A 24,219-nucleotide genomic window follows, 5' to 3' on the forward strand; every position below is an offset into this window, starting at 1 on the left:
GGGATGTTTCACGCCGCAAAACAGGTGGACAGATAATCGATAAATACCCGGGTTTTCAGCGGCAGGTAAGGCCCGGAAGGCCATAGTAGCCAAAGCGGTTCGACGCGGATGGCATACTCATCCAGCACGCTCACCAAGGTGCCCTCATCCAGAGCGCCCTGGACGATATAATCCGGCAGCCAGGCCAACCCCACGCCGCGCTTGGCGAAGTCCAGCCGCCCCTGGATATTGTTGCATACCATCGCAACGGGCAGCGTACCCGCGGCGGCGGGTTCCAAACCCCTTAACTGCCAATGCTCTATTTTACCGCTATGAAGGAAGCGGTAATGCAAACAGGCATGGCGCAGTAAATCCGCCGGGTTTTCAGGCGTTCCGGCTTTGGCGAGATAATCGGGCGAGGCGACCACCTTTGAACTGAATACCGCCAGCTTTTTGGCCATCAGCCGGGAATCGCCGATATTGCCGCTGCGGACGACCACATCGAACCCTTCCTCGATGACATTCACCATGCGATCGGAGACCACCAGCTCCAGCTCGATATCCGGCCAGGCCAGGGCAAAATCCGCCATAAAGGACGACACCATGCTCTCTTCCGCCATGCTGACCTTAAGCTTGCCCCGCGGATATTTCCTGATTTGGGTTAGATCCTGTTCCGCGTCTTCAACGGCGCGCAGTATCACCAGTGTGTTCTGATAAAACCGGGTACCTTCCGCCGTCAGGGCGACGCTTCGCGTGCTTCTGTTAAGCAAGCGAACCTTTAACCTCGCCTCCAGCCGGGCGATGCCTTTGCTTACCGCCGAAGGCGATACGCCGGTAAGTCGGGCCGCCTCGACAAAACTTCCCGCCTTGGCCACCTGTACGAACAGTTCGAGACCACCCAAATGATCCATGCGCGCTCCATTCATGACCTATCCATTCATGATTTATCCATTCATGACATAGTTGTCATCAGAGAATTGAATGCTACCTTATTTTTCTTTAATCGTTTAAAGATTATTGTGGGGGCCAGACATCGGTCTACTCGACGGCGATTGTGACAACCGGATAAACAACGATGATTCGTGCTTTATTGGTATTGATGTTAGGCGCCTTTGTTTCCCAAACCACCGAGTATTTACCCATAGGACTGCTGCCTCGTATCGCTGAGGACCTCCAGGTGTCCCAGGCCGCCGTTGGCGCGCTGGTGACAGGCTATGCCTGGATCATTACCCTGACGGTCATTCCCATCACGCTTTTGACCAACCGGATAAACCGCCGCCCCCTGTTTCTCGCCCTGCTGGCTATTATCACCCTATGCAACGGACTGGCGCTGGTAGCTCATTCCTATTGGTTTCTGATGCTGTTAAGGATCGTTGCCGCCTTGGGGCATGGGGTATTCTGGTCCATTCTGGCCTCCTACGCGGTTAAAATCGCGCCGCGCATGCCGCCGGGCCGGGCGACCGCCTGGGCCTATTCCGGCATCTCCCTTTCCATTGTCGGCGGCGTACCTTTATCTACCGCCCTGGGACAGGCCTTTAACTGGCAAGTGGGATTTGCCATATTCGGCGCGTTCGGACTGATCATTTTTATCCTGGGGTATTTTTGGCTACCGTCGGTGGCCGTCGCGATCCCGGATTCCGGGGGCAGCTTCCCACGCCGCAACTGGCCGCTGTATGGCGCGGTGGCGGTGACGCTGCTGATTATTACCGCCCACTTCAATGGTTACACCTATATCACCCCGCTGGTAACAGATACCCTGGGGATGCGGGGCCCTCGCCTGCCGCTGGCGTTACTGGTATTCGGCCTGTCCGGCGCGGCGGGAACATTACTGGCCGGCTGGCTCGGAGCACACCCCGCGCGTTTGGCGGTACTCTCCGCCAGCGGTATCGTTATCAGCCAAGTGCTAATGCTTTATCTCGCCCCGCAGCCCGGTATCCCCTGGCTGGTGATGGCGGTTTGGGGCGCGGGCATCGCCATGCTGTTTATCGGCTTGCAGAGCTGGGTCATAGAGCTGGCGCCGGGTCAGGCCGAGGCGGCATCGGCGCTGTATGTAATGACGTGCAATATCGGCATTGGCGCCGGCGCGATGTCGGGTGGATTGTGGATGGTGCATTACGGCCCAAAAGCATTGTTGCAGGCGGGGGCGGTGTTGGGCATTGTTGCCGTGTGCAGCTTTATGCTGCCCGGTTATTTACGAAAGCGGCGGAAGGCTTATTCCCAGAGCCGTTCGGTGCGCCGCTGAAAGCGGGGACATTCGAGCGATTGCTCCCCGACTTGCGGTGGAGAACATTGTATCTTTAGCGTGGATGATATTTTTTGGTAAAGATAATTATCTCTGGCGCAGATTGTACGCGTTGACGAAAATTATTATTCACGCCATTTCCTCCTGCTTTAGCTTAATCGAACCAAGTCTCTTTATTGTTTTTTATAATGTCCAGGCTGCTTTCAATTTCAATGGGAACGATCCGCGTTAAGGATAATGGCGGCAGCTTTTGCGGATCGAAAAAATCAATATCAAGAGAGTCCTCGCTTAATTGCAACGTGCCCCCCAGTTCTTTACAGAAGAATATCAGCTTATAGACATGCCAGGGATAACGGGGATGTCCATGCAGATTTCTGTCCCATACTCCTAATAAACGCTCAACCCTGACTACCAGGCCGGTTTCCTCGACAACTTCCCGGCACACGGCGTCGGAGGGACGGTCTCCCACATCGGCCCAGCCGCCGGGCAAGCTCCATAATTTATCATCGGCTTCCTTTACCATCAGTATCTTACCCTCCCTTAGCACCACGGCCCTGGTATCAACCTTGGGTGTGGCGTAACCCTGCTGTTTGATAAATTCTTCCGCAAAATGCAGCTTGTCCGCCGAAAACTGTTGAGCCATAAATTGCGCGGCGATATCACGCAGTTCCGTGTAACGCTCAATATCATAGCGATCTTTGGTAAAGGTCAGCCCGGTTTGCGCCATTGCCTGCAGTTTTTGTCCCAATGCAATCAACGATAATTCCGCTGTGTTTCCCTGATCGTCTTTTATATCATTTGAGCTCATAGCGCCCTCTCGTAAAATAAAAAATATCTGGCCAGTATAAAGAAAATAAAATATTCTTAAAGCACTTTGCTAATATTTTAAGAATAAGGTGCAAGATGAAATTTGGTTAATTTGTGTTAAGCCTGATATATGAAGAACGAAACGCACCGGGCAAATAAAATTGCCATCATGGCCAACAGTAAGTGGGTCTTGGATGGGTAGCGTGAAAGTCTTTAATTTTTACAATTGATAGATATTTAATTCTTAATAATTGATTTTGTAAGCATATAACTTCAATCTTAAACAAGAAAAAATCCGTGCCCGATTTACGTCGCCGGCGATGATTGTTTGTATTAGCATCGTCATGACTTGCTCGGATGAAGGTGACCGTAATGTTATTTGATCTGCCGGATGATGACATTCTTTACCAAGCGTTGATGGAACGGGATCCGTCCTATGAGGGGTTCGCTTATGTGGGTGTGAAAAGCACCGGTGTTTTCTGTAAGCTAACCTGCCCGGCGCGCAAACCGAAACGGGAAAACGTCCTGTTTCATCCCTCAATAGCCGCCGCGCTGGAAGCGGGATTCCGGCCCTGCAAGCGTTGCCGACCCATGAACGCCGGGCTGACCCGTGAGCCGGCCATCGATCGATTGCTCGACGCATTGGAGCATGACCCCAATCAAAAGTGGTCGGAAAAAGAAATAATCGATATGGGGTATGATCCGTCCGCCGTCAGACGGGCTTTTCGGCGGCAGTTTGGCATCACCTTTTTAGAGATTGCCCGATTGAGGAGAATCGGACGGAGCATTGATTCGTTAGCTCATGGCGCCAAAGTCATCGAGGCGCAGGTAAATGCCAACTATGATTCAGGCAGCGGCTTTCGCAATGCCATCGCCAAATTGATAGGCGTTGCGCCCAAGAACGTCAATCACCTTTCTTATCTTAAAGCAGATTGGATAGAAACCCCCATCGGCACAATGATCGCCATTGGGGATAAGCGGACGCTTTATTTATTGGAATTTCTTGATCGCAAGGCATTGCCCGGCGAAATAGTATCTATCAAAAAGGCCACCGGTTCCGAAATAGTCATGGGGCGGGAAGAGCCCATCGATTTGATTGAAGAGGAACTTGGTTTATATTTTGCGGGAAAGATTTCCGACTTCACCACGCCGCTGGCGAAATTCGGCACGCCTTTTACCAATACCGTCTGGGATGCGTTGAGAACCATCCCCATGGGACAGGTGCGCAGCTATTCGGACATAGCCAGGCAACTAGGCAATGGCAAAGCAACCCGCGCCGTTGCGAGAGCGAATGGCGCCAATCAAATCGCCATTGTTATCCCTTGCCATCGGGTCATTGGCGCTGACGGCTCGTTGACCGGCTATGGCGGCGGTCTCTGGCGGAAGAAGTGGCTTATTGAGCATGAGCGCCGTATGACGCATGTACAGGTTACTCATGAATAAAAATTGAGAATGCATGAATGGTAAGAAGACCCTGAACGTGGCTGTAACATTGTTGCTTATATAGCCGTAACGCCGGGGTGATTTTTTGTATTTTTAATTATTTATCAAAGTGTTATATGACATTTTATACAGGAAAAATGATGCTGTCATACGATTTGTTTATCCCTTTCTTTTTTACCACTATCATATTCGCCTATATTCCCGGCCCTGCGATGCTTTATACCGCCGCCCAGACCATTGCCAAGGGTCGGCGCGCGGGATTGATGGCCGCGCTAGGTATCCATTTAGGTGGTTATGCCCATGTTATCGCGGCAGCGGCGGGACTTACCTTGCTGTTTCATGTCGTTCCCATTCTTTTTTTGGCGGTAAAGCTGCTGGGTGCGGCCTATTTAGTCTGTCTGGGTATACAGATGTTCCGTATCCGACCCTCTGGCGAGGTTGCGACATCCGACGTGAGAAGGGTTAAATCTGCAAAGCAGGCTTTTTTTGAGAGTGTTACGGTTGAGATTCTGAATCCTAAAACAGCCATTTTTTATCTGGCATTTTTGCCGCAGTTTATTGATGTTTCCGGAACTCTTCCGGTTTGGCTGCAATTTATCGCGCTGGGAAGCATCGTTAATCTGACATTTTCTTCTGCTGATATTGTTTGCGTGCTTTTGGCCGAAGTCATTTTATCCCGGCTGAAGAAGTCAAATCGCATGCAAAATGCCATGCAAAAGATCGGCGGCGCGATTTTCATCGGCTTAGGAGTAAATGTTGCATTGCAGAAAATTTAAATTTTATCAAATGAGGATAATAGATGGAGCTTTGCATCGCGGAGGTCAAAGACCTCGATAAAGTCGCCGAACTGGTTAACCAGGCCTATCGAGGTATTTCAGCGCCGGATTGGACGACCGAAGTCGGATTGATCGAAGGGCCACGTACCAACAGGCATTCGCTGGAAGAGATGATTGAGAACGGCGCATCGATCATTCTTGTGGCGCGTGGTAACGCTTCTGGCAAATTGGCCGGCTGTGTCGCCCTTACTCCGATGGACAGCGGCGAATGGTACCTCTCGATGCTGGCCGTGAGTCCTCAGGTGCAATCCTCCGGTCTGGGCCGCTCTCTAATGATGGGGGCGGAGAAATTCGCCCGCGACGCCGGCGCCCACAGTCTGAAAATCTCGGTCATCAATGTGCGTGAAAAGCTGATTGAATGGTATGAGCGGCGCGGTTTTGCGAAAACCGGACATATTGAGCCCTTTCCCTATGACGATCCCGGCGTAGGCGTCCCGCTGCGCGGCGATCTTACGCTGGTTACGCTGAGCAAATCATTAATGGCTTGAACTCGTATGGGGCTGTTTGCGTTCGTCCAAAAGCGGCAAGACGCCGCACCGCTGACAGACAGGCATTGTGCACATCAATCCAGCGGGGGGACCGCGCCTTCCGCCAGCGTCTTAAGCAGACGCGCGCGGCGGCGCTCAAGATCGGCTATCTGACGTTCTATTGAAAGTAACCGCTTGCGCTGAACCTCGGTGGTTTCGGCGCACGAGCTCGCGCCTTCGATCATCAGCATGCAGTCGGGGAAAGCGCGAATTTCCGCCAGGGTGAAACCGGTGGCAATCATGCGCTGGATTTGTTTGACCTGCGCAACCGCAGCCCGCGGAAATGCCCGATAGCCGTTACCGGTGCGATAAGACGTAAGCAGTCCGTGTTCGTCGTAGTAACGGATTGAGCGCACGCTGGCGCCGGTCTCGCGGGCCAGCGTGCCGATGGTCAGCGGAACCTGAGGGATATTATCGTTCATGGGAAAATGATAGCACTTTTTCTCCTTGACCCTAACACTAATGTGAGGGTTGACACTGTCGGCAATCTTCCTACAGTGGGTTTATTTCCATGCTGAAAATCATGTTTTGCCATGCCCGGCACGCGGTGTTATTCACCGTCTTTTTGTTTATCTCATCACCGTTCGCGCTGGCCGCTACCAAAAGCTACACCACAATCTCGCCCGATGGCGTCACCATAGCCGTTCAAGAATCAGGAAACCCGGACGGTGCTCCTGTTATATTCATTCACGGGCTGCTGGGCAGTCATCTGAACTGGGACACCCAGGTTAACAGCCCGGAACTCCAGCGGTATCGTCTCATTACTTATGACATGCGGGGTCACGGCCTATCCGGCAAGCCAACGGACGCCGAAGCTTACACCGATGGGAAACGCTGGGCGGACGATCTCGCCTCGGTCATCAGCACATCCCATGCCCGCAAACCTGTTCTTGTCGGCTGGTCGCTGGGGGGCGTGGTTATCACAAACTATCTGGCCAAGTTCGGCGATAGCCTTATTTCCGGCGCGGTGTATGTAGACGGCGTGATAGAACTCACGCCGGAACAGCTAGTGCCGCATCCTGAAGTCTATCGAAACCTGAATTCAGCGGATTTAAAGACCCACCTGGATGCCGTACGTGATTTCCTGAGCCTGTGCTTTCATACCCAGCCCGACACGACCACCTTCGAACGCCTGCTGGCTAATGCGTCAGTGGCATCCTGGGATATGCAGCGCGCCGTTCAGTCAATATCGGTGGATGCCTCTCAGGGGTTAGGTAAGGCCCGCGTACCGCTGCTGTTCATCTACGGCGGTCGCGATGCGCTGGTTAAGGCGAAACCCACTATTTCCCGGGCGGTGCAACTGAATCCAAGAATAAGGAGCAAGCTATACGCAAATTCCGGCCACGCCCCGTTTATTGAAGAGCCGGAGCGGTTTAATCGCGATCTCTCCTCATTTATCGATGCTACCGCGTTGCATTGAGCGTTTTCGGCAGAGGGACATATAGGCCGGATGGCGGCCGTCATTATCCAATGGGGGTTGCTTTCACGATTAAACAGCGATAGCGGTGATCACTCCCGCGGCGGGGTGGGTTTGGGTGCATTTCTTGCTTAAAGGGTGCCAAATTAGACGATTGACCCTGACCTCGGCTTAAGGGTAACTGTGTAATCTCTTATTCGTAAATGAGAGTACCTTAAAATGGTTAAAATTAACCTCAGTCGCATCCTGTCAGTAATGGCGGTTATCGTTGCGTTGTTCTTTGGGACGTCCTTTGCTTTCGCGCAGCCCAAGAACTATACGGTCACTTCTTCCGACGGCGTTGTCATCGCTGTTCAGGAATCAGGAAACCCTAACGGTATCCCTGTGGTATTGATTCACGGACTGCTCGGCAGTCATCTGGATTGGGCGGGGCAGGTTGACAGCGCCCAGCTCGCACGTTATCGCCTGATTACCTACGATCTGCGCGGCCACGGCCTGTCCGGCAAACCCACGGCTGCCATTGCCTATACCGATGGATATCGCTGGGCTGACGATCTTGCCGCCGTCATCAACGGGGCGCACGCCCGCAAACCGGTATTGGTGGGGTGGTCCCTAGGCGGTATTACCCTCTCCAACTACTTGGCGAAGTATGGCGACGGTAATATTTCCAGCGTGATGTATGTGGATGGCGTGATAGAACTGACCGCCGATCTGATTACACCTCATCCCGATGTCTACGCGAACCTGGTTTCACCCGATCTCCTGACACACCTCAATGCCATACGTGATTTCCTGAACCTGTGTTTTTATACCAGGCCTCCTCAGTCCACGTTTGAGCTGTTGTATGCCAGTGCCGCCATGGCCTCCTGGGATATGCAGGATAATATATTTTCAGTATCCGTCTTTGCCGTTCAAGGGTTAGGTAAAACCAAGGTGCCGGTATTGCTGCTCTTTGGCGCGAAAGACGCCCTGGTGCAGCCTAACCCGACCATCGCCAGGGCGAAAGCCATTAATCCCGCCGTTAAAAGCAAATTATATGCAAATTCCGGTCACTCGCCTTTTATCGAAGAAACGGTGCGGTTTAACGGCGATCTTTCGGCTTTCATCAGAGCTACCGCATCTCACTGAGGGTGTTCCCTCCCGGCCGGCAAAACCCCTGACGCTACAGATTTTCTTAATCTCTCATCCGCAGGCGTGAAAAGGTGCTGTTATCTGCAGCGGCCAGGGGTATTGGCCCGATATAATGGTGGGTCGGCCATTTATTATTCAAAACGTCCTATGCTTACTATAAGATTATCAATTATTACTGATATGAATCTGCTCGTGCATTGCTTGTCTGTCTCATCGATGTTAAGGAATGCTAAAGATGTTTTTACATAGACGTTGGCGAAAACTCGATGGTTCCTAAGCGCTTGAAGTCAGCACGGATAAGGGCAAATCTTACTCAGGTGGAGTTGGGTATTCTGGCGGGTATTGAGGAAGCAACGGCATATTCCCGCATGTCACATTATGAAAATGGCACTCACCGTCCTTCTTTTGAAATCGTCTGCGCATTTGCTCGCGTTTTAGATTTACCCGAAGCCTATTTTTATACCGTTGATGACAAACTTGCCGAGGCGGTACTTGAATTGTATCTGGAACATAAGGCGAATAAGCCGCGTGGGAAAAAACCGTTGTGATCCGCGCTATGGTCGGCAATTATCCTTTTTTTATTTAAGAGAGTACTGTTGATATTCGCGAATAAAATCGATAAAGGCGCGCAGCGGCGTCGGCACCAGCCGTCTGTCGGGGTAATAAAGATAAGGGCCGGGAAAATCTTTCCACCAGGGTTCCAGTATGGGCTCCAGCGCGCCGCTGGCGAAGTGGGGTCTGAGCCACTCCTCAAACAGCTGGATGATCCCGATTCCCGCCATTGCCGTTTCCACCGCCAAATCAACCCCCGCGCCTATATTGACGATAAGCGGCCCTGACGGTTTTAGCTTGACAACCTCGCCGTTTTTTTCAAATTCCCATTCCGGCAAGACGCCGCTGGCAAACTTGCCGCGAAGGCAAGCGTGGCGCAGCAGCTCTCGCGGATGTTCCGGCCGGCCCCTGCGGTCAAGGTAGCTGGGCGATGCGGCAATGGCGTAACGCTGCCTGCGGGGACCGATGGGCACGGCAATCATATCCTGTTCCAGATTCTCGTCGTAACGTATCCCTGCGTCGCTTCCGGCGCTGAAAATATCGATCACGTTGCTTTCCGCCGTGATCTCCAGCTGTATGTCAGGATACCTGGCCAAGAACGCGGGAACGATGCCTGGCAGCACCAGGCGCGCCGCGCTGACGGGCACGTTCAGCCGCAATGTGCCGGCGGGGGTTTTACGAAATCCGTTAACCGCATCAAGGGCTGATTCCACTTCGCTCATGGCGGGCAGCAGCCGTTGCAAAAGGATTTCCCCGGCCTCCGTCAGGACAACGGTGCGGGTGGTTCGATGGAATAATCGTACCCCCAATTGCTGCTCGGCGCGCCGGACGGCATCGCTAAGGCGCGATGGATTGCTGCTGGTGGCCCGTGCCGCCTCCCGAAAGCCACCCGCTTTGGCAACGGCGATGACCGCATTCAACAGTCCGAGATCGATTTGCATTGTCCAGATTTCCGTACAGCCTGTTTCAACTTAACGGTATAGTCGCACAGGCATTTACCCCATACAATAAGTCACACATTGCAGAGGAGAGACATTATGGGAAGCCGCAACACATCCGGTAGTTATCAGCTTGGCCATCGTCAGGTCAAACGTATTGGCTACGGGGCGATGCAACTGGCGGGGCCGGGCGTATTTGGCCCGCCCAAAGATCCCGCTATATGCCTGCGTGTTCTCCAGGAAGCGGTTGCCGCCGGCGTAGACCATATCGATACATCCGACTTCTACGGACCGCACATCACCAATAAACTTATCAAAGAAGCGCTGCATCCCTACGCTGACGATCTTTGCATTGTCACCAAGGTGGGCGCACGCAGGGATGAGAAGGGCGCTTGGCTTCCGGCCTTCTCGCCGGCGGAACTCATCAAGGCGGTGGAAGACAACCTGCGTCATCTAGGGCTAGATGTGCTTGATGTCGTCAATCTGCGCAGCATGTATGGTGAGCATCATCCTGAAGACGGCCCCCTTGAAGCCCAACTGACGGCCTTGGCCGACTTAAAGGAACGAGGTCTGATCCGGCATATCGGTCTGAGTCATGTGACGTCCGCGCAAATAGCTGGCGCCCAAAAAATTACCCCCATCGCCTGCGTGCAGAATCTTTATAATCTGGCTTTACGTGATGACGATAGCCTAATCGATGAGCTTGCCGCTCAAGGTATCCCCTTTGTGCCGTTTTTCCCGCTGGGCGGTTTTTCACCTCTTCAATCCGAGGTGCTTAACGATGTCGCGCGCAAATTGGACGCCACACCCATGCAAGTGGCCCTGGCCTGGCTGTTGCAGCGCTCGCCGAATATTTTGCTGATTCCCGGTACGTCATCTCTCACGCATTTGAGAGAAAACCTGGCGGCGGCCGACGTGCGGCTGTCACCGGAAGATATTAGCTTGCTGGAGCAATAGGGCGGGCAAAGGTAAACGAAGCGTTGTCTTTAGATAAGGCACGGACGGCAGCCAAAGTACCGTCCGTGCAGGTAAGCGCAGCTTATTTCTGTTCAGGCAACGCGTAGGCGATAACGTAATCCCCTTCCGGGGTCATCATCCCGTGATGGCCGCCGGCCATGATGATGACAAATTGCCGCCCGTTGACCTCATAGGTCATCGGCGTCGCTTGGCCCCCCGCAGGCAGCTGGTCCTTCCACAGCGTTTTGCCCGTATGCACATCGATGGCGCGCAGGTAGTCGTCCGTGGTGGCGCCGACAAAGGCCAAACCACTGGTGGTGGTCAATACCCCGCCATTGTTCGGCAATCCTATCTGGAATGGCAACATGGAATGCAAACCCCACGGGCCATTGCGCTCGGCGGTACCCAGCGGGCGATCCCAGAGGGTTTTACCGCTGGCAAGGTCAATCCCCTTGATCATGCCGAACGGCGGCTGTTTGCAAATAACGCCGATATTGGAGACCCAGCCGGTGTTCACGTCCTGACCGTAAGGCAAACCGGCCTGCGGACGGTTACGTCCCGGCGGCGGATTTTTGTAGCGTGGATCCCCCAGCCAGAACACGTTCATGGCATCGTCAACGGCGCGCGGCACCAGCTTGGAGTAGCTGGGAAGGTCATTGTAGTTTTCAATAATCAGCCCATTGTGCACATCCACCGAAACGCTGCCCCAATCGGAGCCGCCGTTATTTCCCGGATATTCAATCCAGGGTTTATCAGCGGTGGGGGCGGTAAAGATGCCGTGGTAACTGGCCGCACGGTACTGGATCCGGCAGACCAGTTGGTCAATGGGCGATATGCCCCACATCATTTTCTCGGTCAGGTCAGGCTTCTGGGTGCGGCTGTAAAGCGAACGTTTTTGCACCGGCGCCCGTTCGGCCGGTTCTACGCCGCCCTGGGGCACTTTTTGTTCCTCTACCTGGTGCAGAGGCTGCCCCGTACGCCTGTCCAGTACCCACAGGTCCCCCTGCTTGGTGGTGACGATCAATGCCGGAACATTGCCTTTATCGGTGGGAAAGTCCACCAGGCTGGGCTGTGCCGGCGTATCGTAATCCCAAACATCATTCTTGACGAATTGATAGACCCAGCGCGGTTTACCGGTGGCGACGTCCAGCGCGGTAATCCCCGAGTCATATTTTCTCTCCTCATCATTACGGGTGGAGCTGTAATAGTCGCCCGCGGAACTTGCCATCGGCAGATAAACCAGGCCGAGTTTTTCATCCCCCACCGCCGTGGACCACATATTCGGCGTACCCAAAGAATAGGTATTGCCGGCGGCGGGAAGGGTGGTGATATCCGGTTGTTCCATATCCCAGGCGAAGCGCAGTTGACCGGTAACGGCGTCATAACCGCGTACTACGCCGGAAGGAGCGGACCTCAGTTGGCCATCCATCACCTGCTGCCCCGCCACCACCACGCCGCGAACGATGGTGGGCGCCGAGGTCTCGGAGACAATGCTTGGCGGCCATTTGCCCAGGCCTTGCATCAAATCAACGAAGCCGTGCGAGCCAAAATCCTCACAGGCCTGGCCGGTTTGAGCATCTACCGCCACCAGTTTAGCGTCCATGGTGCCGGCGATAATGCGCGTAGAACAGGCTTGCCCTGGTTGCGCTTGCGGATTGGCATAATACGCCACGCCGCGACAGGCCGAGTTAGGCGCGGAAGATTCCGGCGGGGTTTTGGGATCAAACATCCACTTTTGTTTCCCAGTCGCCGCGTCCACGGCAAACACCTTATGGCGGATAGTACAGCCATACACCGTATCGCCGATTTTAATCGGTGTCAGTTCATTACCGTAGTTTGCCATGTGCGGCTCACCCGTCCGATATACCCAAGCGCGCTGTAAACCGCTGACATTACCGGGGGTGATTTGCGATAAGGCTGAGAAACGCTGTGCGCCATAACCCCCGCCATAGGTCGGCCAGTCCTGGGAGGCGGGCGCGGTGACATCGTCAAAATAATTGCCCGGCTTGGTGGTGACGGCCGCGACCGGATAGGGTTTTTGCGCCATAGGCACGGCGATGCCCAATCCCACCACGGTTACCACCAGTAAGGCGATACCATAGGGACGATAGCCCTTTTCTCCATTGGCGCGTCGTGCCGGCATCAACAGCACGGCAAAGATCAAAAAAAGCAGCGGCAAATCAAGACGGGGCACCAAGGCCCAGCCGTTGAGTCCTGATTCCCAAAGCGACCAGATTAGGGTGGCGATGAAACTGGTTGCATACAGATAAAGACCGGCGCCGCGTCTAAATAGCGTCAGTAATCCGGCAATCACCCATACCAGGCCGATGGTAAGGTAATAAGGACTGCCATGTAGCCTAAGGAGTTTGAAACCGAGCACAGCGAGGATAGCGCCGGCGATGATGAGCACTATCCCAAATACCACCATGCCAAAATATCTTAGGCGCGAATGTTTTACACTTCCTTCATTTGACGAATTCATGGGTAAACTCAGTTTGGATTGAATGCGATGGTGTGTTCAGCTGATATTCACATAAGCGAGATTTTTCGCAGAGAAGGTCCAGCCAGCTACCGCTATTGTTAATGAGTATTTAACAAAATGCGTGACGGATTTTAATAAAACCATTTTCAATCTAGGTATTGCGGTTCCGGCTGTCAAGCATGCTAAAGATCATTTGATTGAATAACCTCATGTTTTGTAGAGGCTATGGTTGCAACAATACGATTTCCCTCAAGTTTAAAGAGAATGCCTCTTGTTAAATTATTGTGATAAAATATTACATTGCTGAAGTTATGATGGCGGAGACCGATGGGCTGGCTGCTGCAATCTTGATCAATGGTGTTCCAGAGCTGGAAAAGTGAATTATTGTCGCTGTGTAGACCTTGTGCCCGTACAGGTTGCTAAAAAAACCGTTGTCCACAATCCGATATGTGTCTTAGCGGGTCAGATTTTTTAGTTCAGCGTTCATCAGTCCGTCAAGTTCTGCTTGAACTCAATGCGGTGGCCAAATATTGATATCCCTTGCCCTGATATGCTTTTGCACAAATTCCAGCAGCGCGACTTTACGATGAGTTTTGATTTTGTCGCTCGGTATAACGATCCCATCCATCAGGGGAAACCCGTGTTTTTTTTACGCCATGATCTAAAGCGAGTCATGAAGATTTTTTTAGGGGATATATTTGCCGTTAGGAAATCATTAAGCTCTTCATATTTTAAGTTGCAGGTGCGTTGGTAATACTCGGCTCATCCATGAGCCTCGCTCCTTCGGGCCCGACCAACGATGTGCTTACTTATATTTTTATCAAACTCGGGAGTCCATTTCTTTTCGATGATAAAGCAATTTAATAGCTCAATATTAAATTGATTAAATAATATATGCTAACTCAATTTCGATAATGAGCAAATCTTATATTCCTTACACTTTGCGACCGAAAAAGCATTCACCTACAAACTTCCCCACCGAGAAGCTTGATCCATTGAAGCGTCGTTGTTTGGCCCTTGATTTACGCTGCTGGCTCCATCAGGGCATCAAGTTCATTAGAGCTCAATCCGGTGGCACGTTCTATCGTGGCGCGATCTAAACCCATGAATAATAAATTAAGAGCGATTTCTCGGGTTTGCTCGCTCCGTCCTTCAAGTTTCAGGTTTTCTGCAAGAGTCATCATTTCCTCCCTGTAACGTGGCGTATTTTCCATAAGAATACGTAAAAGGGTTTCTAAGTCAAGATTATTTCCCTCCTGCGTAAGATAGCTCAAAAGCGATTTCACCTGCTCTTTGCTGGGATTTTCAAATTTCAGCAAAAAGACAATATCCGGTAGCCAAACATTAATATCCCTTGCCCTGATATGCTTTTGTACAAAATCCAGCAGCGCGACTTTACGATGGGTTTTGATTTCATTGTCTGGGATAACCGTTATATCTACTAGGGGAAACGCTTGGCAATACAGCATTTGTGCCACGTCTGGGTTGTGGAAGCAGTCCAGCCAAAGGGTGCTGTACGGGTAGGGACTTTGTCTACCATGGTAAAACAACAACGGTATCACCAGCGGCAGTTTTTTATGACCTTGCTCAAGGTGGTGATGCATTGCCGCTATGCTGTAGCGCAGCAGCCGAAACGCCATCATCTCGTCCGCGCTGGACTGGTGTTCAATCAGGCAATAGACATAACCTTCTCCCTCCGAGGTGTGCATGCTGTAGAGCATGTCGGAGTACCGGGTGCTAAAGTTATTTTCGACAAAGGAGCCGGAACTAATGGCCAGCGTGCCAAAGTCGCATATTTCCCGCAAAGCTGGCGGCAGGTGTATTTGCAGGAAATCATTGACGACGCTGGCATCGCTAAAGAATTTCTTGAACAACGAATCATGAGGTATAGGGATAGTTTTCATCGGTTCACTGTAGCGGTGTGAATATCTACACAATATAAACGGCATTTTGACCGGATTGAGCAAGGTATAAATTTTCTAGGTGCTTCGCACTTTAATACAATACTGTATTTCTTATCGGTTGCTTATTTTTATCAATGAATTTCCACAAATAAAATACTACGTTCGGATTATATTAATTGAGAAGAGTTTATTTATTAAGGTGTTTTTAACTATTTTTGGTGGATTTTTAATCTTTGCACTGATAGAGCCGCTTTGTACTGCGTGAATTGAGTGGTCAGGTTTGGCTTACTCAGTTGGAAATGGCCGAGTTGTACCAGACAAGTGAACAAAATTTCGGCAAACACTTGAAAAGCGTGATCACTAATGGGGAACTGGCTGAGGAGGCAGTTGTAAACCAGAAGTTTACAACTGGCGCTGATGGTAAAGAGTATCTGACTTTGCTCTTTTCTCTGCCGATTGATCCGATGCTCAATTCGGATTGAATTCCATCAAAGAGATCTACTATTTTGCAAAGCTATTTAGTGGCAACATTCCCTGTGGGATACATTCGAACGATGTATGATTATTTCCGTGCCACACACTCAAGACGATATCTCTGCGAGCGCGATCACGACGATGAAAACACTCAGTGGTACAAGGTGCGTTAAGTCGCGGTGGCGCAAAACGGTCACCACCGCGGCCGCAATAATTACTGTCCCAAGCGCCAGACCAACCATTCGACTGGCGGGCAGCGCAATCAGCAAGGCGCTTAATATTTCCAGGCCGCCGGTAAAACGGCCCCACCAGCGCGGGTAACCCCATCGGGCAAAATCGCGTCGCGTTGCGGCCGTGCCGATGGCGTTAACAAGGCCTGCTCCAAGGAAGCCGGCGGCCAGGAGCCAAACCGAAACAGCATGGACCATCTCAGCGTACCCCCATCAGTAAAGGAATAGCCGTTAAGATCATAAGCACGGCCGTAGGGGCATGAATGCTGAAGGCGCTTTTGGCGGAGCCTTTCGCAGCCAGAATCAGCAGCATGTCGCCGACAGGGACGATGGCTTCCACCAGCAGGATGATGCCGATCCCTTGGGGGGCGCCCCAGGCCATGAACGCCAATACCAGCACTCCCGATGCAATGTCCCGCACCCCCTTGAGGCGGAGCCACCAAGGGATGTTGGCGCCGCTTTCAGGCAGCGGCAGGCCGAAACTGCGTGTCGCGGTCATCGGTTTCAAAACATATTGGGTGCCGATCGCGATAATCGCCAGCGCCAGTAACAGCGCCATTCCCATCACAAGCCAATGCATGGCGGTAGTACCCTTGATGGTTAAATGTAGCAATGAAATATAATCTATCATTGCTAGATAATCAAGCCTCCGTATAATAACAAGACATATCGCACATCTGTGTCTGGGAGATCGAACGATGAGTATCGCCGAGCGGAAAGGCAGACAACGCGCTGAACGCGAATTCCGCATCATCGCGGCAGCGCGTGCGATCGCGGAGCGGGAAGGATGGAATGCCGTAACGATCCGCCGCCTGGCCGAAGAGATTGAATATAGTCAGCCGGTTCTCTATTCACATTTCGAGAACCGGGATGCGATTGTTGCAGCCGTTGCCATCGAGGGTTTCCAGGAGCTTACCGTCGCAATTCAGGAAGCGGCGCATGGATCCACCGGACAACAAAACGCTCTCGAGCATGTCGCCATGGCCTATTTCGACTTCGCATCGGGTCAGCCCGCACTCTACGAGGCCATGTTTATCCTGCCGACGGATCTGCGGTTCGCTGAAGCAGAAACCAGACCGGAACTGCGGGCTGCTTTCGACGCCATGGCAATGGTCGTAACGCCGTTTTGCGACGACGTGGAGCTCGTGACCGAAACTTTTTGGGCAGCCCTGCATGGACTGGCCGAACTTGAACGTTCAGGCCGAATCAGGCCCGGTGCGCGCGTTGAACGCATTATGCTGGTTGTTCGGGCACTGCTCGTTTTCCGAAATAACTCACATGACTCCGGCTCATAGGCCAAATTACCTTAAAAAATTCAATCTATAATAGGGGATTTGCATAGCAAAAAAAGCTGTTGAAAATTATCAAATTAAATTTTAATAATTGAAAAATCATATTTTATTTGCTTGGACTCATCGGATGAAAAATAACCCTCCACAAATCTTTCCACCGGTGAGTATGATTCTTGAAAGCCTGTATGATTAGCCCTTAATTCTTACCGCTAAATCCATCAACGCATCAAGCTCTATATTACTCAATCCCGTGGCCCGCTCTATCGTTGTGCGATCCAGACCCATAGACAATAAATTACGGGCGATTTCCCGGGCTTGCTCACTACGTCCTTCATTCCTTCCTTCATTCCTTCCTTCCAGTTTCAGATGTTCTGCTAGAGTCATCATTTCATCCCTGTAACGTGGCGTATTTTCCACAAGAATACGTAAAAAGGTTTTCGAGTCAAGAGTGTTTGTCTCCTGGGCGAGGTAGCGCAGCAGCGATTTTCCCTGGTCTTCGCTGAGTTGCGCCAAATCCATTAAAAAAGCAATATCCGGCAGCCGGAGGTTGATATCCCTTGCTCTGATATGTATTTGCACATACTCAAGCAATGCCGCTTTGCCATGGGTTTTAATTTCACTATTCGGTAACGGTGTGAATATCTACCGAATATAAACGTTATTTTGACCGAAGTGAATGCGGTATAAATTTTCAAGGTGCTGTGCAATTTAATGCAACCTGCTCGCTGTTTTCAGATACTTATTATCAATAATAAATTTCCACAAATAAAATACCAAGGTGGGATTATATGAAATGAACAGTGTTTAATTATTGTGAATTTTTCTAATATTTTTGGTGAATTTTTCATCATTGCACTGATGGGGCATTCAGTATAAATCTGACTTGTAGGGGAACCAAACCATCAATGCTTCCTTTCAGCCCGCCTTTTTATCAATGTAAAAATCTCTGTTTTCTCTTCCGGCGATAGCGTCAGGAATGCCAGCATCAATTCGGCTAACATATCATCGTCGGTATAAAAATAAGCTAACGGCACCTCCAGCACATCGGCTAACTGCTGGGCGGTCTTGATGCTGGCCTCATGGACGCCTTTCTCATAACGATTGATGCGGGCACTTGCGACAAACTCGTCAATCCCGGCGGCAATGCCGAGCTTCTTCTGTGATAAACCCTTAGCAAGCCGTGCCTGCTTGAGTCGCTGGTAAAAAACTTCATGGTAGTTTGGTTTAGATTTCATAACTACGATAATCGTAGTTATGGCTTGAACTCGATACTACGAATAACGTAGTATTGGGAGCCTATATTCTCTTAATGGCAAAGAGTTAAGGTTTACATGAAAAACGACTGGCATCCGGCGGATATAATCGCTGCCTTGCGAAAACAGGGCACCACATTGGCTGGGCTTTCACGCTCCGCCGGCCTTGGCTCATCGACACTGGCAAATGCGCTGACGCGTCCTTGGCCGAAAGGTGAATGGCTTATTACCGAGGCACTGAGTATTCATCCTGCTGAGATTTGGCCGAGTCGCTATTATGATGGTGTGGGGGTTGATAGATCGTAAGATCAGAATTCGGGAAAAACGGCCGAAGTGACGCCTGAGCATTAATACACGCCGCCGCTGGTTATTCGCTTTCTAATATTTTTAGGCTTGCTGTGACATTATACGAATGCGAGTCTATTTCTGGTTAGTCCGCTATGAACCTACGCAGATACGATACAGAAGCTGGAAAATGAATATATATGATTGATTTAAAATCATATTTATTTTCGTGTTTTTGTGCGGTGGGCACAAATTTGGACACAAAACGGAAATTGCTTATAACTCTATGATTTTTTTGTGAGTTAATATCCCGCTTCTTTCTGATGCCGAAAGGCCAGCACATAAACACGGTCTTCTATTTTCTCGTAGCGGTACAAGGCCACATAGCCGGAATCGCCGAATTCAATCTTCAGTTCCCGCAGTACAGGCAGCTCAGTAAAAGGGCGGCCCATTTCGGGGTTGTTTCCCCGTTGCTCAAAATGCGCTTCGAGCATCTGACCCGCCCTGATGGCCGCCAGCGGATTTTTGCTGGTCAGAAACTCCCGGCTGTGCGTTAACCCGGTTGCAGCTTGTTGTGTGATGATTACTTGTGGCATTCAGGAATATCCGTTTCCACTTCTGTTCCCCAGCCACGCAGCCAGGTTTTAACTTCATCACCGGTCAGATGCAGACCGGTTTCCTGATACTCACGCCAGGAGTCGATGGCTTCCTGTTTAAAACTCTCGCGTGCCTCTTCGTGTTCAATATATTGAGTGATAGCGGCTATCATCAGATAGTGTGGGCTGCGATCGCGTGAATCCGCCAGTTTTTTGACACGCGCTTTGAGCCTGTCGTCGATCTTGAGTGTGGTGCTTGATGTTGACATGAAGCTGGCCTCCCTAGGAGTATAAGGTGTTACCTTTTACCAGTTTCATGTGTGGATAGGGGAAGGGCAATACTTGAGAAGATGATTATTGTTGGACCTATCAAAGCCAGGATAATCGGTGTCCATTTTAATTGTCCTATCTAACCAACATCACTTCCCGATACAAAAACTCGAAAATATCCGTCCCAGCAAATCATCCGAAGTGAATTCACCGGTAATTTCGCTTAATGCCTGCTGCGCCAGCCGTAATTCCTCCGCCAGCAACTCACCGGCGTAAGCACTTACTAACTGTTCTTTGCCCATTACCAGATGTTCCGCCGCCGTATCCAGGGCCTGCAGATGACGCCGCCGGGCAAGGAAGCCCCCCTCCAGGTTGCCGTTGAAGCCGATGCTTTGCAGTAAATGGTCCCGCAGCAGGTCGATGCCGGCGCCGGAATGGGCGGAAAGGGTAATAAGTGAGTGGCCATTCACTTCGCTTACGGTTTCAGCTTCACCGGTCAGATCGGCTTTATTACGGATAACGGTTATGGGCAACGTGGCGGGAACCCTGGCGACAAACTCCGGCCATAGGGTATTGGGGGCGTTTACCGCGGTGGTGGTGCCGTCCACCATCAGCAGCACATGGTCTGCCTGTTCTATCTCCTGCCAGGCGCGTTCGATGCCGATGCGTTCCACTTCATCACCCGCTTCCCGCAGGCCGGCGGTGTCGATAATATGCAGCGGCATGCCGTTCAGCAGGATATGTTCCCGCAGAACGTCGCGGGTGGTGCCGGCGATATCGGTGACAATGGCCGCTTCCCGACCGGCCAAGGCATTGAGCAGGCTGGATTTACCGGCGTTGGGGCGACCGGCTATCACCACCTTCATGCCTTCCCGCAGCAGGCTGCCCTGGCGGGCTTCGGAGCGTACCGTTTTAAGCTCGTCCATGACCTCGTTGAGCCGGCGTTCAATCCTGCCGTCGGAGAGAAAGTCGATTTCCTCGTCAGGGAAGTCGATGGCGGCTTCTACATAGATGCGAAGGTTAGTGAGTGCTTCCACCAAATGCTGTATGCGTTGGGAAAAAACGCCCTGGAGCGAATTCACCGCCGAACGGGCGGCCTGCTGCGAACTGGCGTCAATCAGGTCGGCGATGGCCTCGGCCTGGGCCAAATCAAGCTTATCGTTGAGGAACGCCCGTTCAGAAAACTCTCCCGGACGGGCGATACGCACGCCTGGCAGCCCCAGGACGCGTTTTATCAACATATCCAATATCACCGGGCCACCGTGGCCGTGCAGCTCCAGCACGTCCTCGCCGGTAAAGGAATTCGGGCCGGGAAACCACAGGGCTATGCCTTGATCAAGCACAGCGCCGTCCTCGTCGCGAAACGGCAGATAATCGGCGTAGCGGGGTTTGGGCAGTTTGCCCAGCAGCCGGCGCGCCGCCTCGGCGGCCAAGCGGCCGGAAATCCGCACGATGCCTACCCCGCCGCGTCCCGGCGGCGTGGCGAGGGCTACAATGGTATCGGACTGGCTCATGCTGTTCTCTCTTCGCGCTTGGACGGCGCGCATAATAAAAAAGGCGGCCATTAGGCCGCCTGACCGCCTTGCCAAAAAATCAGGTTTTCTTTTTATCCCGGCTGTGCAAACCGCGTTTTTCCAGGCCGCGATAAATCAGCTGCTGCTGGATAATGGTCACCATGTTGCTGATGATATAGTACAGCACCAGGCCTGACGGGAACCACAGGAAGAATACGGTAAAGATCACCGGCATAAAGGTCATGACCTTCTGCTGCATCGGGTCGGCAACGGTGGTGGGCGACATCTTCTGAATGAAGAACATCGTAATGCCCATCAGGATCGGCAGGATGTAATAGGGGTCCTGAGCGGAAAGATCTTGTATCCACAGGATAAACGGAGCGCCGCGCAGCTCGATGGAGCCCATCAGCATATAATACAGCGCCAGGAAGATAGGCATCTGCACCACCAGCGGCAGGCAGCCCCCCAGCGGGTTGACCTTCTCGGTCTTATACAGCGCCATCATTTCCTGGCTCATGCGCTGCTTGTCGTCGCCGATACGCTCGCGCATGGCCGCCAGTTTGGGCTGCAGCATGCGCATCTTCGCCATGGAGGTGTATTGCGCTTTGGTCAGCGGATACATGATGCCACGGACGATAAAGGTGATGACGATAATCGAGAAGCCCCAGTTACCGACGTAGCTATGAATAAACTTCAGCAGCTTGAACAGCGGTTGACTGATAAACCACAGCCAGCCGTAATCCACGGTTAAATCCAGGTGCGGCGCGATGGCGGCCATTTTGTCCTGGATTTCCGGACCAACCCATAACGTCGCGTCCAAGGTGTTCTGCGCGCCAGGGGCCACGGTAACCGGGGTGGATTTGAAACCTACCGCCGCCTGGCCGTTGTCCAGATTGCTGGTGAAGAAATTATGGTTGCCGGGGGTTTGCGGAATCCAGGCGGTGGCGAAATATTGCTGCAGCATGGCGACCCAGCCGCCCTGGGTATTGATGTTCAGGTTATCGTCTTTGATATTGCTGAAGCTGTATTTCTTGTATTTGGTATCGCTTGACGAGTAAGCCGCGCCGCGGTATGTGTGCAGCGCAAAATTGCTGCTGCTGGTATCGCGGTGCTTCGGCAGATCCACTGACTGCTTCAATTGGCCGAACATCACCAGTTCAAGGGGTTTGTCGCTGGTGTTGTTGACGCTGTATTCCACATTCACCGCATAATCGCCGCGTTTGAGGATGAAAGTCTTGGTATAGGCGACGCCGTCCGGCGCGGTATAGGTCAGGGGAACGCGTAGCTCGCCCTGGTTATCCGCCAGGACATAGGTGTCCTGATTGATATTGTACAGAGGACGTTCGCCGTTGGCCGGATTATCCGGACCATTTTTGCCGGTCAGGCCGCTTTGCGCCTGATAAACAAATTCGGGGGAGGTTTCAAGCAAATGGAAAGGTTGATCTGAACCCAATTTATCAGGATAAGTCAGCAAGTGAGCCTGCTCGATATCGCCGCCACGGGTATTGATGGAAAGCGACAGAACGTCGGTTTTCACTTTAATCAATTGCCCTTGCCCACTGGCGGGTAAACCCTGATTTGCTGCGTCACCGGTAGCTGTGTTCGCTGTCTGTTGCGTAGTCTGAACCGTCGCAGGCTGCGGATTGTGGTCCGTTTGCCAGGCTTGCCAGATCATGAAAGACACGAACAGCAGAGCGATGAAAAGAAGATTGCGTTGCGAATCCATCGTTAATGTTCTCTGTTATCGTTGGTTTTCGGCGGCACGGGGTCATCGCCACCTGGGTTCAAAGGGTGGCATTTTAATACGCGTTTTAATGTCAACCAACTGCCTTTTAACATACCGAACCTGCGTATTGCCTCGATACCATACTGCGAGCATGTGGGCTGGAACCGGCAATGAGGCCCCAGCAGCGGGCTGATATAGAGTTGATACAAGCGTATCAGCCCGATCAGCAGCCCGGAGACTGGCGACAATGGCGGCGCCATAATTTTTCCAACGCTTCCGTCAAAGCGTGATTATCCAAATCCGCCACCCCTTTTTTGGCGATAACGACAAAATCCATTGCGGGCAGGGCGTGCTGGTGCGTCCGAAAGCTTTCTCGCGTAAGACGCTTGATGCGGTTTCGTTCATGAGCCCGTTTTACATGTTTTTTGGCGACTGTCAAACCGACGCGGGGATGCCCCAGCATGTTCAGGCGGCCGAGGATGGTGATTTGCGGCGTGCCGGCCCGTTGTGGCTGCTGGAAGACGAAAGTAAAATGATTGGGAGTTAACAACCGTAACTCCCTGGGAAATGCGAGCTTAACCACCCGGGGGGTTAGCTTTATTACTTCGAAGAGACGGTCAGACGTGCACGGCCTTTAGCACGACGGCGTGCCAAAACCAGACGACCATTCTTCGTTGCCATACGCGAGCGGAAACCGTGATCACGGTTACGTTTCAATACGGACGGTTGGAAAGTGCGTTTCATAGCGATTTCTACCTAACTAATATTTGACTTCACAGTAAACGCGTTTGGCTGTTCGGCGTGAAAAGACCGACGCCTCAATCGCATTACGCATTAAAGAGGCGGGATTGTAGTAATTGTACAGTCCTGAGTCAATTCCCATCACGTTTTACCCACCTGAATACTCGTGCCTGCCCGGAATCTTCGTCTGAAAACAGAACAAAGGAAACAGGCATCACGCGTAGGGGTGAGAATTATACGGGTTCCAGGCCAAAGCGCAAGGATCAGGCGGGATCTGCCGCATTATATTTAGGATCCCGCCAGAGAAGAGCAACCGTTGAAAATCAGACTATGCTTAATTTCACTGATATAAGACTTACATTTTATCCCAAGGATGGAGAATCGGTTACACTCATTCCCGCCCTTTTCAGCCTGTGGATAAAAAGGATCGAAACTGTGTAGAAGAGGAGGATCTCTGGCGCGCTTTGCGTTATGATCCGCAGTCCCCTGACGGGATCCTCAAGGGGTTTCGTTGCGGTAAACCGTTTAAGGCGGTTCGCGGATTGCCATCGCGGTAACCCGTGTCAAAAAGATGATCCTGAATCATACAGTTTTGTTCTTTCCTTTGTTGATCTTGTTCGATT

The 24,219-nt window shown here is 51.9% G+C and carries 28 protein-coding genes and 1 pseudogene; 11 read left to right on the plus strand and 18 right to left on the minus strand.

Annotation, left to right across the window (positions count from 1 at the left end; translation table 11 throughout):
* Positions 1-8: 8 nt before the first annotated feature.
* Positions 9-890, minus strand: a complete 882-nt coding sequence (locus GTU79_RS29850; protein ID WP_203524250.1) for a LysR family transcriptional regulator — start codon at positions 888-890, stop codon at positions 9-11.
* Positions 891-1,054: 164 nt separating this feature from the next.
* Here GTU79_RS29850 and GTU79_RS29855 point away from each other — a divergent pair, with 164 nt between their 5' ends.
* A complete protein-coding gene (locus tag GTU79_RS29855) occupies positions 1,055-2,221 on the plus strand; it encodes an MFS transporter (protein ID WP_203524251.1) in 1,167 nt (388 codons plus the stop codon).
* Positions 2,222-2,375: 154 nt separating this feature from the next.
* Here GTU79_RS29855 and GTU79_RS29860 read toward each other — a convergent pair whose 3' ends face one another.
* Complete coding sequence (locus GTU79_RS29860; RefSeq protein WP_214513610.1) at positions 2,376-3,029, minus strand: NUDIX hydrolase; 654 nt, start codon at positions 3,027-3,029, stop codon at positions 2,376-2,378.
* Positions 3,030-3,400: 371 nt separating this feature from the next.
* Between GTU79_RS29860 and GTU79_RS29865 the strand changes: the two genes are divergently transcribed.
* The 3 genes from GTU79_RS29865 (at position 3,401) to GTU79_RS29875 (ending at position 5,795) form a co-directional block, all read left to right on the plus strand.
* Positions 3,401-4,471 carry a bifunctional transcriptional activator/DNA repair enzyme AdaA gene (locus tag GTU79_RS29865; RefSeq protein ID WP_203524252.1) on the plus strand — a complete coding sequence of 357 codons (1,071 nt, stop codon included), beginning with the start codon at positions 3,401-3,403 and terminating at the stop codon, positions 4,469-4,471.
* A 116-nt stretch (positions 4,472-4,587) separates the two neighbouring features.
* On the plus strand, positions 4,588-5,247 hold the full coding sequence (locus GTU79_RS29870) for a LysE family translocator (RefSeq protein WP_214513611.1): 660 nt from the start codon (positions 4,588-4,590) through the stop codon (positions 5,245-5,247).
* Between the two features lie 23 nt (positions 5,248-5,270).
* The gene (locus GTU79_RS29875) at positions 5,271-5,795 is read left to right on the plus strand and encodes a GNAT family N-acetyltransferase (RefSeq protein ID WP_203524254.1); all 525 of its coding nucleotides are present in this window, start codon (positions 5,271-5,273) and stop codon (positions 5,793-5,795) included.
* Between the two features lie 74 nt (positions 5,796-5,869).
* Here GTU79_RS29875 and GTU79_RS29880 read toward each other — a convergent pair whose 3' ends face one another.
* Complete coding sequence (locus GTU79_RS29880) at positions 5,870-6,256, minus strand: MerR family transcriptional regulator (RefSeq protein ID WP_203524255.1); 387 nt, start codon at positions 6,254-6,256, stop codon at positions 5,870-5,872.
* An 89-nt stretch (positions 6,257-6,345) separates the two neighbouring features.
* Between GTU79_RS29880 and GTU79_RS29885 the strand changes: the two genes are divergently transcribed.
* From GTU79_RS29885 to GTU79_RS29895, 3 genes are all read left to right on the plus strand, one after another.
* Entirely contained in the window at positions 6,346-7,254 is a 909-nt protein-coding gene (locus tag GTU79_RS29885; protein ID WP_253073459.1) for an alpha/beta fold hydrolase, read from the plus strand.
* 216 nt (positions 7,255-7,470) lie between these two features.
* Positions 7,471-8,379, plus strand: a complete 909-nt coding sequence (locus GTU79_RS29890; RefSeq protein WP_203524256.1) for an alpha/beta fold hydrolase — start codon at positions 7,471-7,473, stop codon at positions 8,377-8,379.
* Positions 8,380-8,648: 269 nt separating this feature from the next.
* Positions 8,649-8,930 (plus strand): helix-turn-helix domain-containing protein, encoded by a 282-nt coding sequence (locus GTU79_RS29895; RefSeq protein ID WP_132924080.1) that lies wholly within the window; start codon positions 8,649-8,651, stop codon positions 8,928-8,930.
* Between the two features lie 30 nt (positions 8,931-8,960).
* Here the strand turns inward: GTU79_RS29895 and GTU79_RS29900 are convergent, their stop codons facing one another.
* Positions 8,961-9,875, minus strand: a complete 915-nt coding sequence (locus GTU79_RS29900) for a LysR family transcriptional regulator (RefSeq protein WP_203524257.1) — start codon at positions 9,873-9,875, stop codon at positions 8,961-8,963.
* Positions 9,876-9,971: 96 nt separating this feature from the next.
* Between GTU79_RS29900 and GTU79_RS29905 the strand changes: the two genes are divergently transcribed.
* Positions 9,972-10,829: an aldo/keto reductase family oxidoreductase gene (locus tag GTU79_RS29905; RefSeq protein ID WP_203524258.1), complete on the plus strand. Its 858-nt coding sequence runs from the start codon at positions 9,972-9,974 to the stop codon at positions 10,827-10,829.
* Positions 10,830-10,911: 82 nt separating this feature from the next.
* Here the strand turns inward: GTU79_RS29905 and GTU79_RS29910 are convergent, their stop codons facing one another.
* The 3 genes and pseudogenes from GTU79_RS29910 to GTU79_RS29920 form a co-directional block, all read right to left on the minus strand.
* On the minus strand, positions 10,912-13,257 hold the full coding sequence (locus tag GTU79_RS29910) for a membrane-bound PQQ-dependent dehydrogenase, glucose/quinate/shikimate family (protein ID WP_253073460.1): 2,346 nt from the start codon (positions 13,255-13,257) through the stop codon (positions 10,912-10,914).
* A gap of 586 nt (positions 13,258-13,843) precedes the next feature.
* Positions 13,844-13,948 (minus strand): annotated as a pseudogene (locus tag GTU79_RS29915) (Rpn family recombination-promoting nuclease/putative transposase); the annotation flags it as partial.
* Between the two features lie 385 nt (positions 13,949-14,333).
* Positions 14,334-15,215, minus strand: coding sequence for an Rpn family recombination-promoting nuclease/putative transposase (locus GTU79_RS29920; protein ID WP_214513612.1), 882 nt, complete (start codon positions 15,213-15,215; stop codon positions 14,334-14,336).
* 299 nt (positions 15,216-15,514) lie between these two features.
* Here GTU79_RS29920 and GTU79_RS29925 point away from each other — a divergent pair, with 299 nt between their 5' ends.
* Positions 15,515-15,697 (plus strand): virulence RhuM family protein, encoded by a 183-nt coding sequence (locus tag GTU79_RS29925; protein ID WP_253073461.1) that lies wholly within the window; start codon positions 15,515-15,517, stop codon positions 15,695-15,697.
* A gap of 99 nt (positions 15,698-15,796) precedes the next feature.
* Here the strand turns inward: GTU79_RS29925 and GTU79_RS29930 are convergent, their stop codons facing one another.
* Positions 15,797-16,117, minus strand: coding sequence for a DoxX family protein (locus GTU79_RS29930; protein WP_203524261.1), 321 nt, complete (start codon positions 16,115-16,117; stop codon positions 15,797-15,799).
* A 1-nt stretch (position 16,118) separates the two neighbouring features.
* Positions 16,119-16,499: a DUF4267 domain-containing protein gene (locus GTU79_RS29935; protein ID WP_203524262.1), complete on the minus strand. Its 381-nt coding sequence runs from the start codon at positions 16,497-16,499 to the stop codon at positions 16,119-16,121.
* Positions 16,500-16,617: 118 nt separating this feature from the next.
* Between GTU79_RS29935 and GTU79_RS29940 the strand changes: the two genes are divergently transcribed.
* Positions 16,618-17,214, plus strand: coding sequence for a TetR/AcrR family transcriptional regulator (locus tag GTU79_RS29940; RefSeq protein WP_203524263.1), 597 nt, complete (start codon positions 16,618-16,620; stop codon positions 17,212-17,214).
* Between the two features lie 186 nt (positions 17,215-17,400).
* On the opposite strand, the gene GTU79_RS29945 is transcribed toward GTU79_RS29940, so the two are convergent.
* Positions 17,401-17,802 (minus strand): RpnC/YadD family protein, encoded by a 402-nt coding sequence (locus tag GTU79_RS29945; RefSeq protein WP_214513613.1) that lies wholly within the window; start codon positions 17,800-17,802, stop codon positions 17,401-17,403.
* 311 nt (positions 17,803-18,113) lie between these two features.
* Positions 18,114-18,446 carry a helix-turn-helix domain-containing protein gene (locus GTU79_RS29950; RefSeq protein ID WP_203524265.1) on the minus strand — a complete coding sequence of 111 codons (333 nt, stop codon included), beginning with the start codon at positions 18,444-18,446 and terminating at the stop codon, positions 18,114-18,116.
* 96 nt (positions 18,447-18,542) lie between these two features.
* Between GTU79_RS29950 and GTU79_RS29955 the strand changes: the two genes are divergently transcribed.
* Complete coding sequence (locus tag GTU79_RS29955) at positions 18,543-18,770, plus strand: helix-turn-helix domain-containing protein (protein ID WP_214513614.1); 228 nt, start codon at positions 18,543-18,545, stop codon at positions 18,768-18,770.
* Between the two features lie 281 nt (positions 18,771-19,051).
* Here the strand turns inward: GTU79_RS29955 and GTU79_RS29960 are convergent, their stop codons facing one another.
* From GTU79_RS29960 to rpmH, 7 genes are all read right to left on the minus strand, one after another.
* Positions 19,052-19,345: a type II toxin-antitoxin system RelE/ParE family toxin gene (locus tag GTU79_RS29960; protein WP_203524267.1), complete on the minus strand. Its 294-nt coding sequence runs from the start codon at positions 19,343-19,345 to the stop codon at positions 19,052-19,054.
* Positions 19,333-19,614 carry a CopG family ribbon-helix-helix protein gene (locus GTU79_RS29965; RefSeq protein ID WP_203524268.1) on the minus strand — a complete coding sequence of 94 codons (282 nt, stop codon included), beginning with the start codon at positions 19,612-19,614 and terminating at the stop codon, positions 19,333-19,335. Before GTU79_RS29965 ends, GTU79_RS29960 begins: the two co-directional genes overlap by 13 nt.
* A 150-nt stretch (positions 19,615-19,764) precedes the next feature.
* On the minus strand, positions 19,765-21,129 hold the full coding sequence (gene mnmE / locus GTU79_RS29970) for a tRNA uridine-5-carboxymethylaminomethyl(34) synthesis GTPase MnmE (protein WP_203524269.1): 1,365 nt from the start codon (positions 21,127-21,129) through the stop codon (positions 19,765-19,767).
* 79 nt (positions 21,130-21,208) lie between these two features.
* A complete protein-coding gene (gene yidC / locus GTU79_RS29975; RefSeq protein WP_132924067.1) occupies positions 21,209-22,855 on the minus strand; it encodes a membrane protein insertase YidC in 1,647 nt (548 codons plus the stop codon).
* Between the two features lie 2 nt (positions 22,856-22,857).
* Positions 22,858-23,115: a membrane protein insertion efficiency factor YidD gene (yidD, locus tag GTU79_RS29980; protein WP_132924066.1), complete on the minus strand. Its 258-nt coding sequence runs from the start codon at positions 23,113-23,115 to the stop codon at positions 22,858-22,860.
* Positions 23,079-23,438, minus strand: coding sequence for a ribonuclease P protein component (gene rnpA, locus GTU79_RS29985; RefSeq protein WP_132924065.1), 360 nt, complete (start codon positions 23,436-23,438; stop codon positions 23,079-23,081). Before rnpA ends, yidD begins: the two co-directional genes overlap by 37 nt.
* Positions 23,439-23,455: 17 nt before the next feature.
* Positions 23,456-23,599: a 50S ribosomal protein L34 gene (gene rpmH, locus GTU79_RS29990; protein ID WP_132924064.1), complete on the minus strand. Its 144-nt coding sequence runs from the start codon at positions 23,597-23,599 to the stop codon at positions 23,456-23,458.
* Between the last annotated feature and the right edge of the window lie 620 nt (positions 23,600-24,219).

This window comes from Sodalis ligni (assembly GCF_016865525.2).
GTDB lineage: Bacteria > Pseudomonadota > Gammaproteobacteria > Enterobacterales > Enterobacteriaceae > Acerihabitans > Acerihabitans ligni.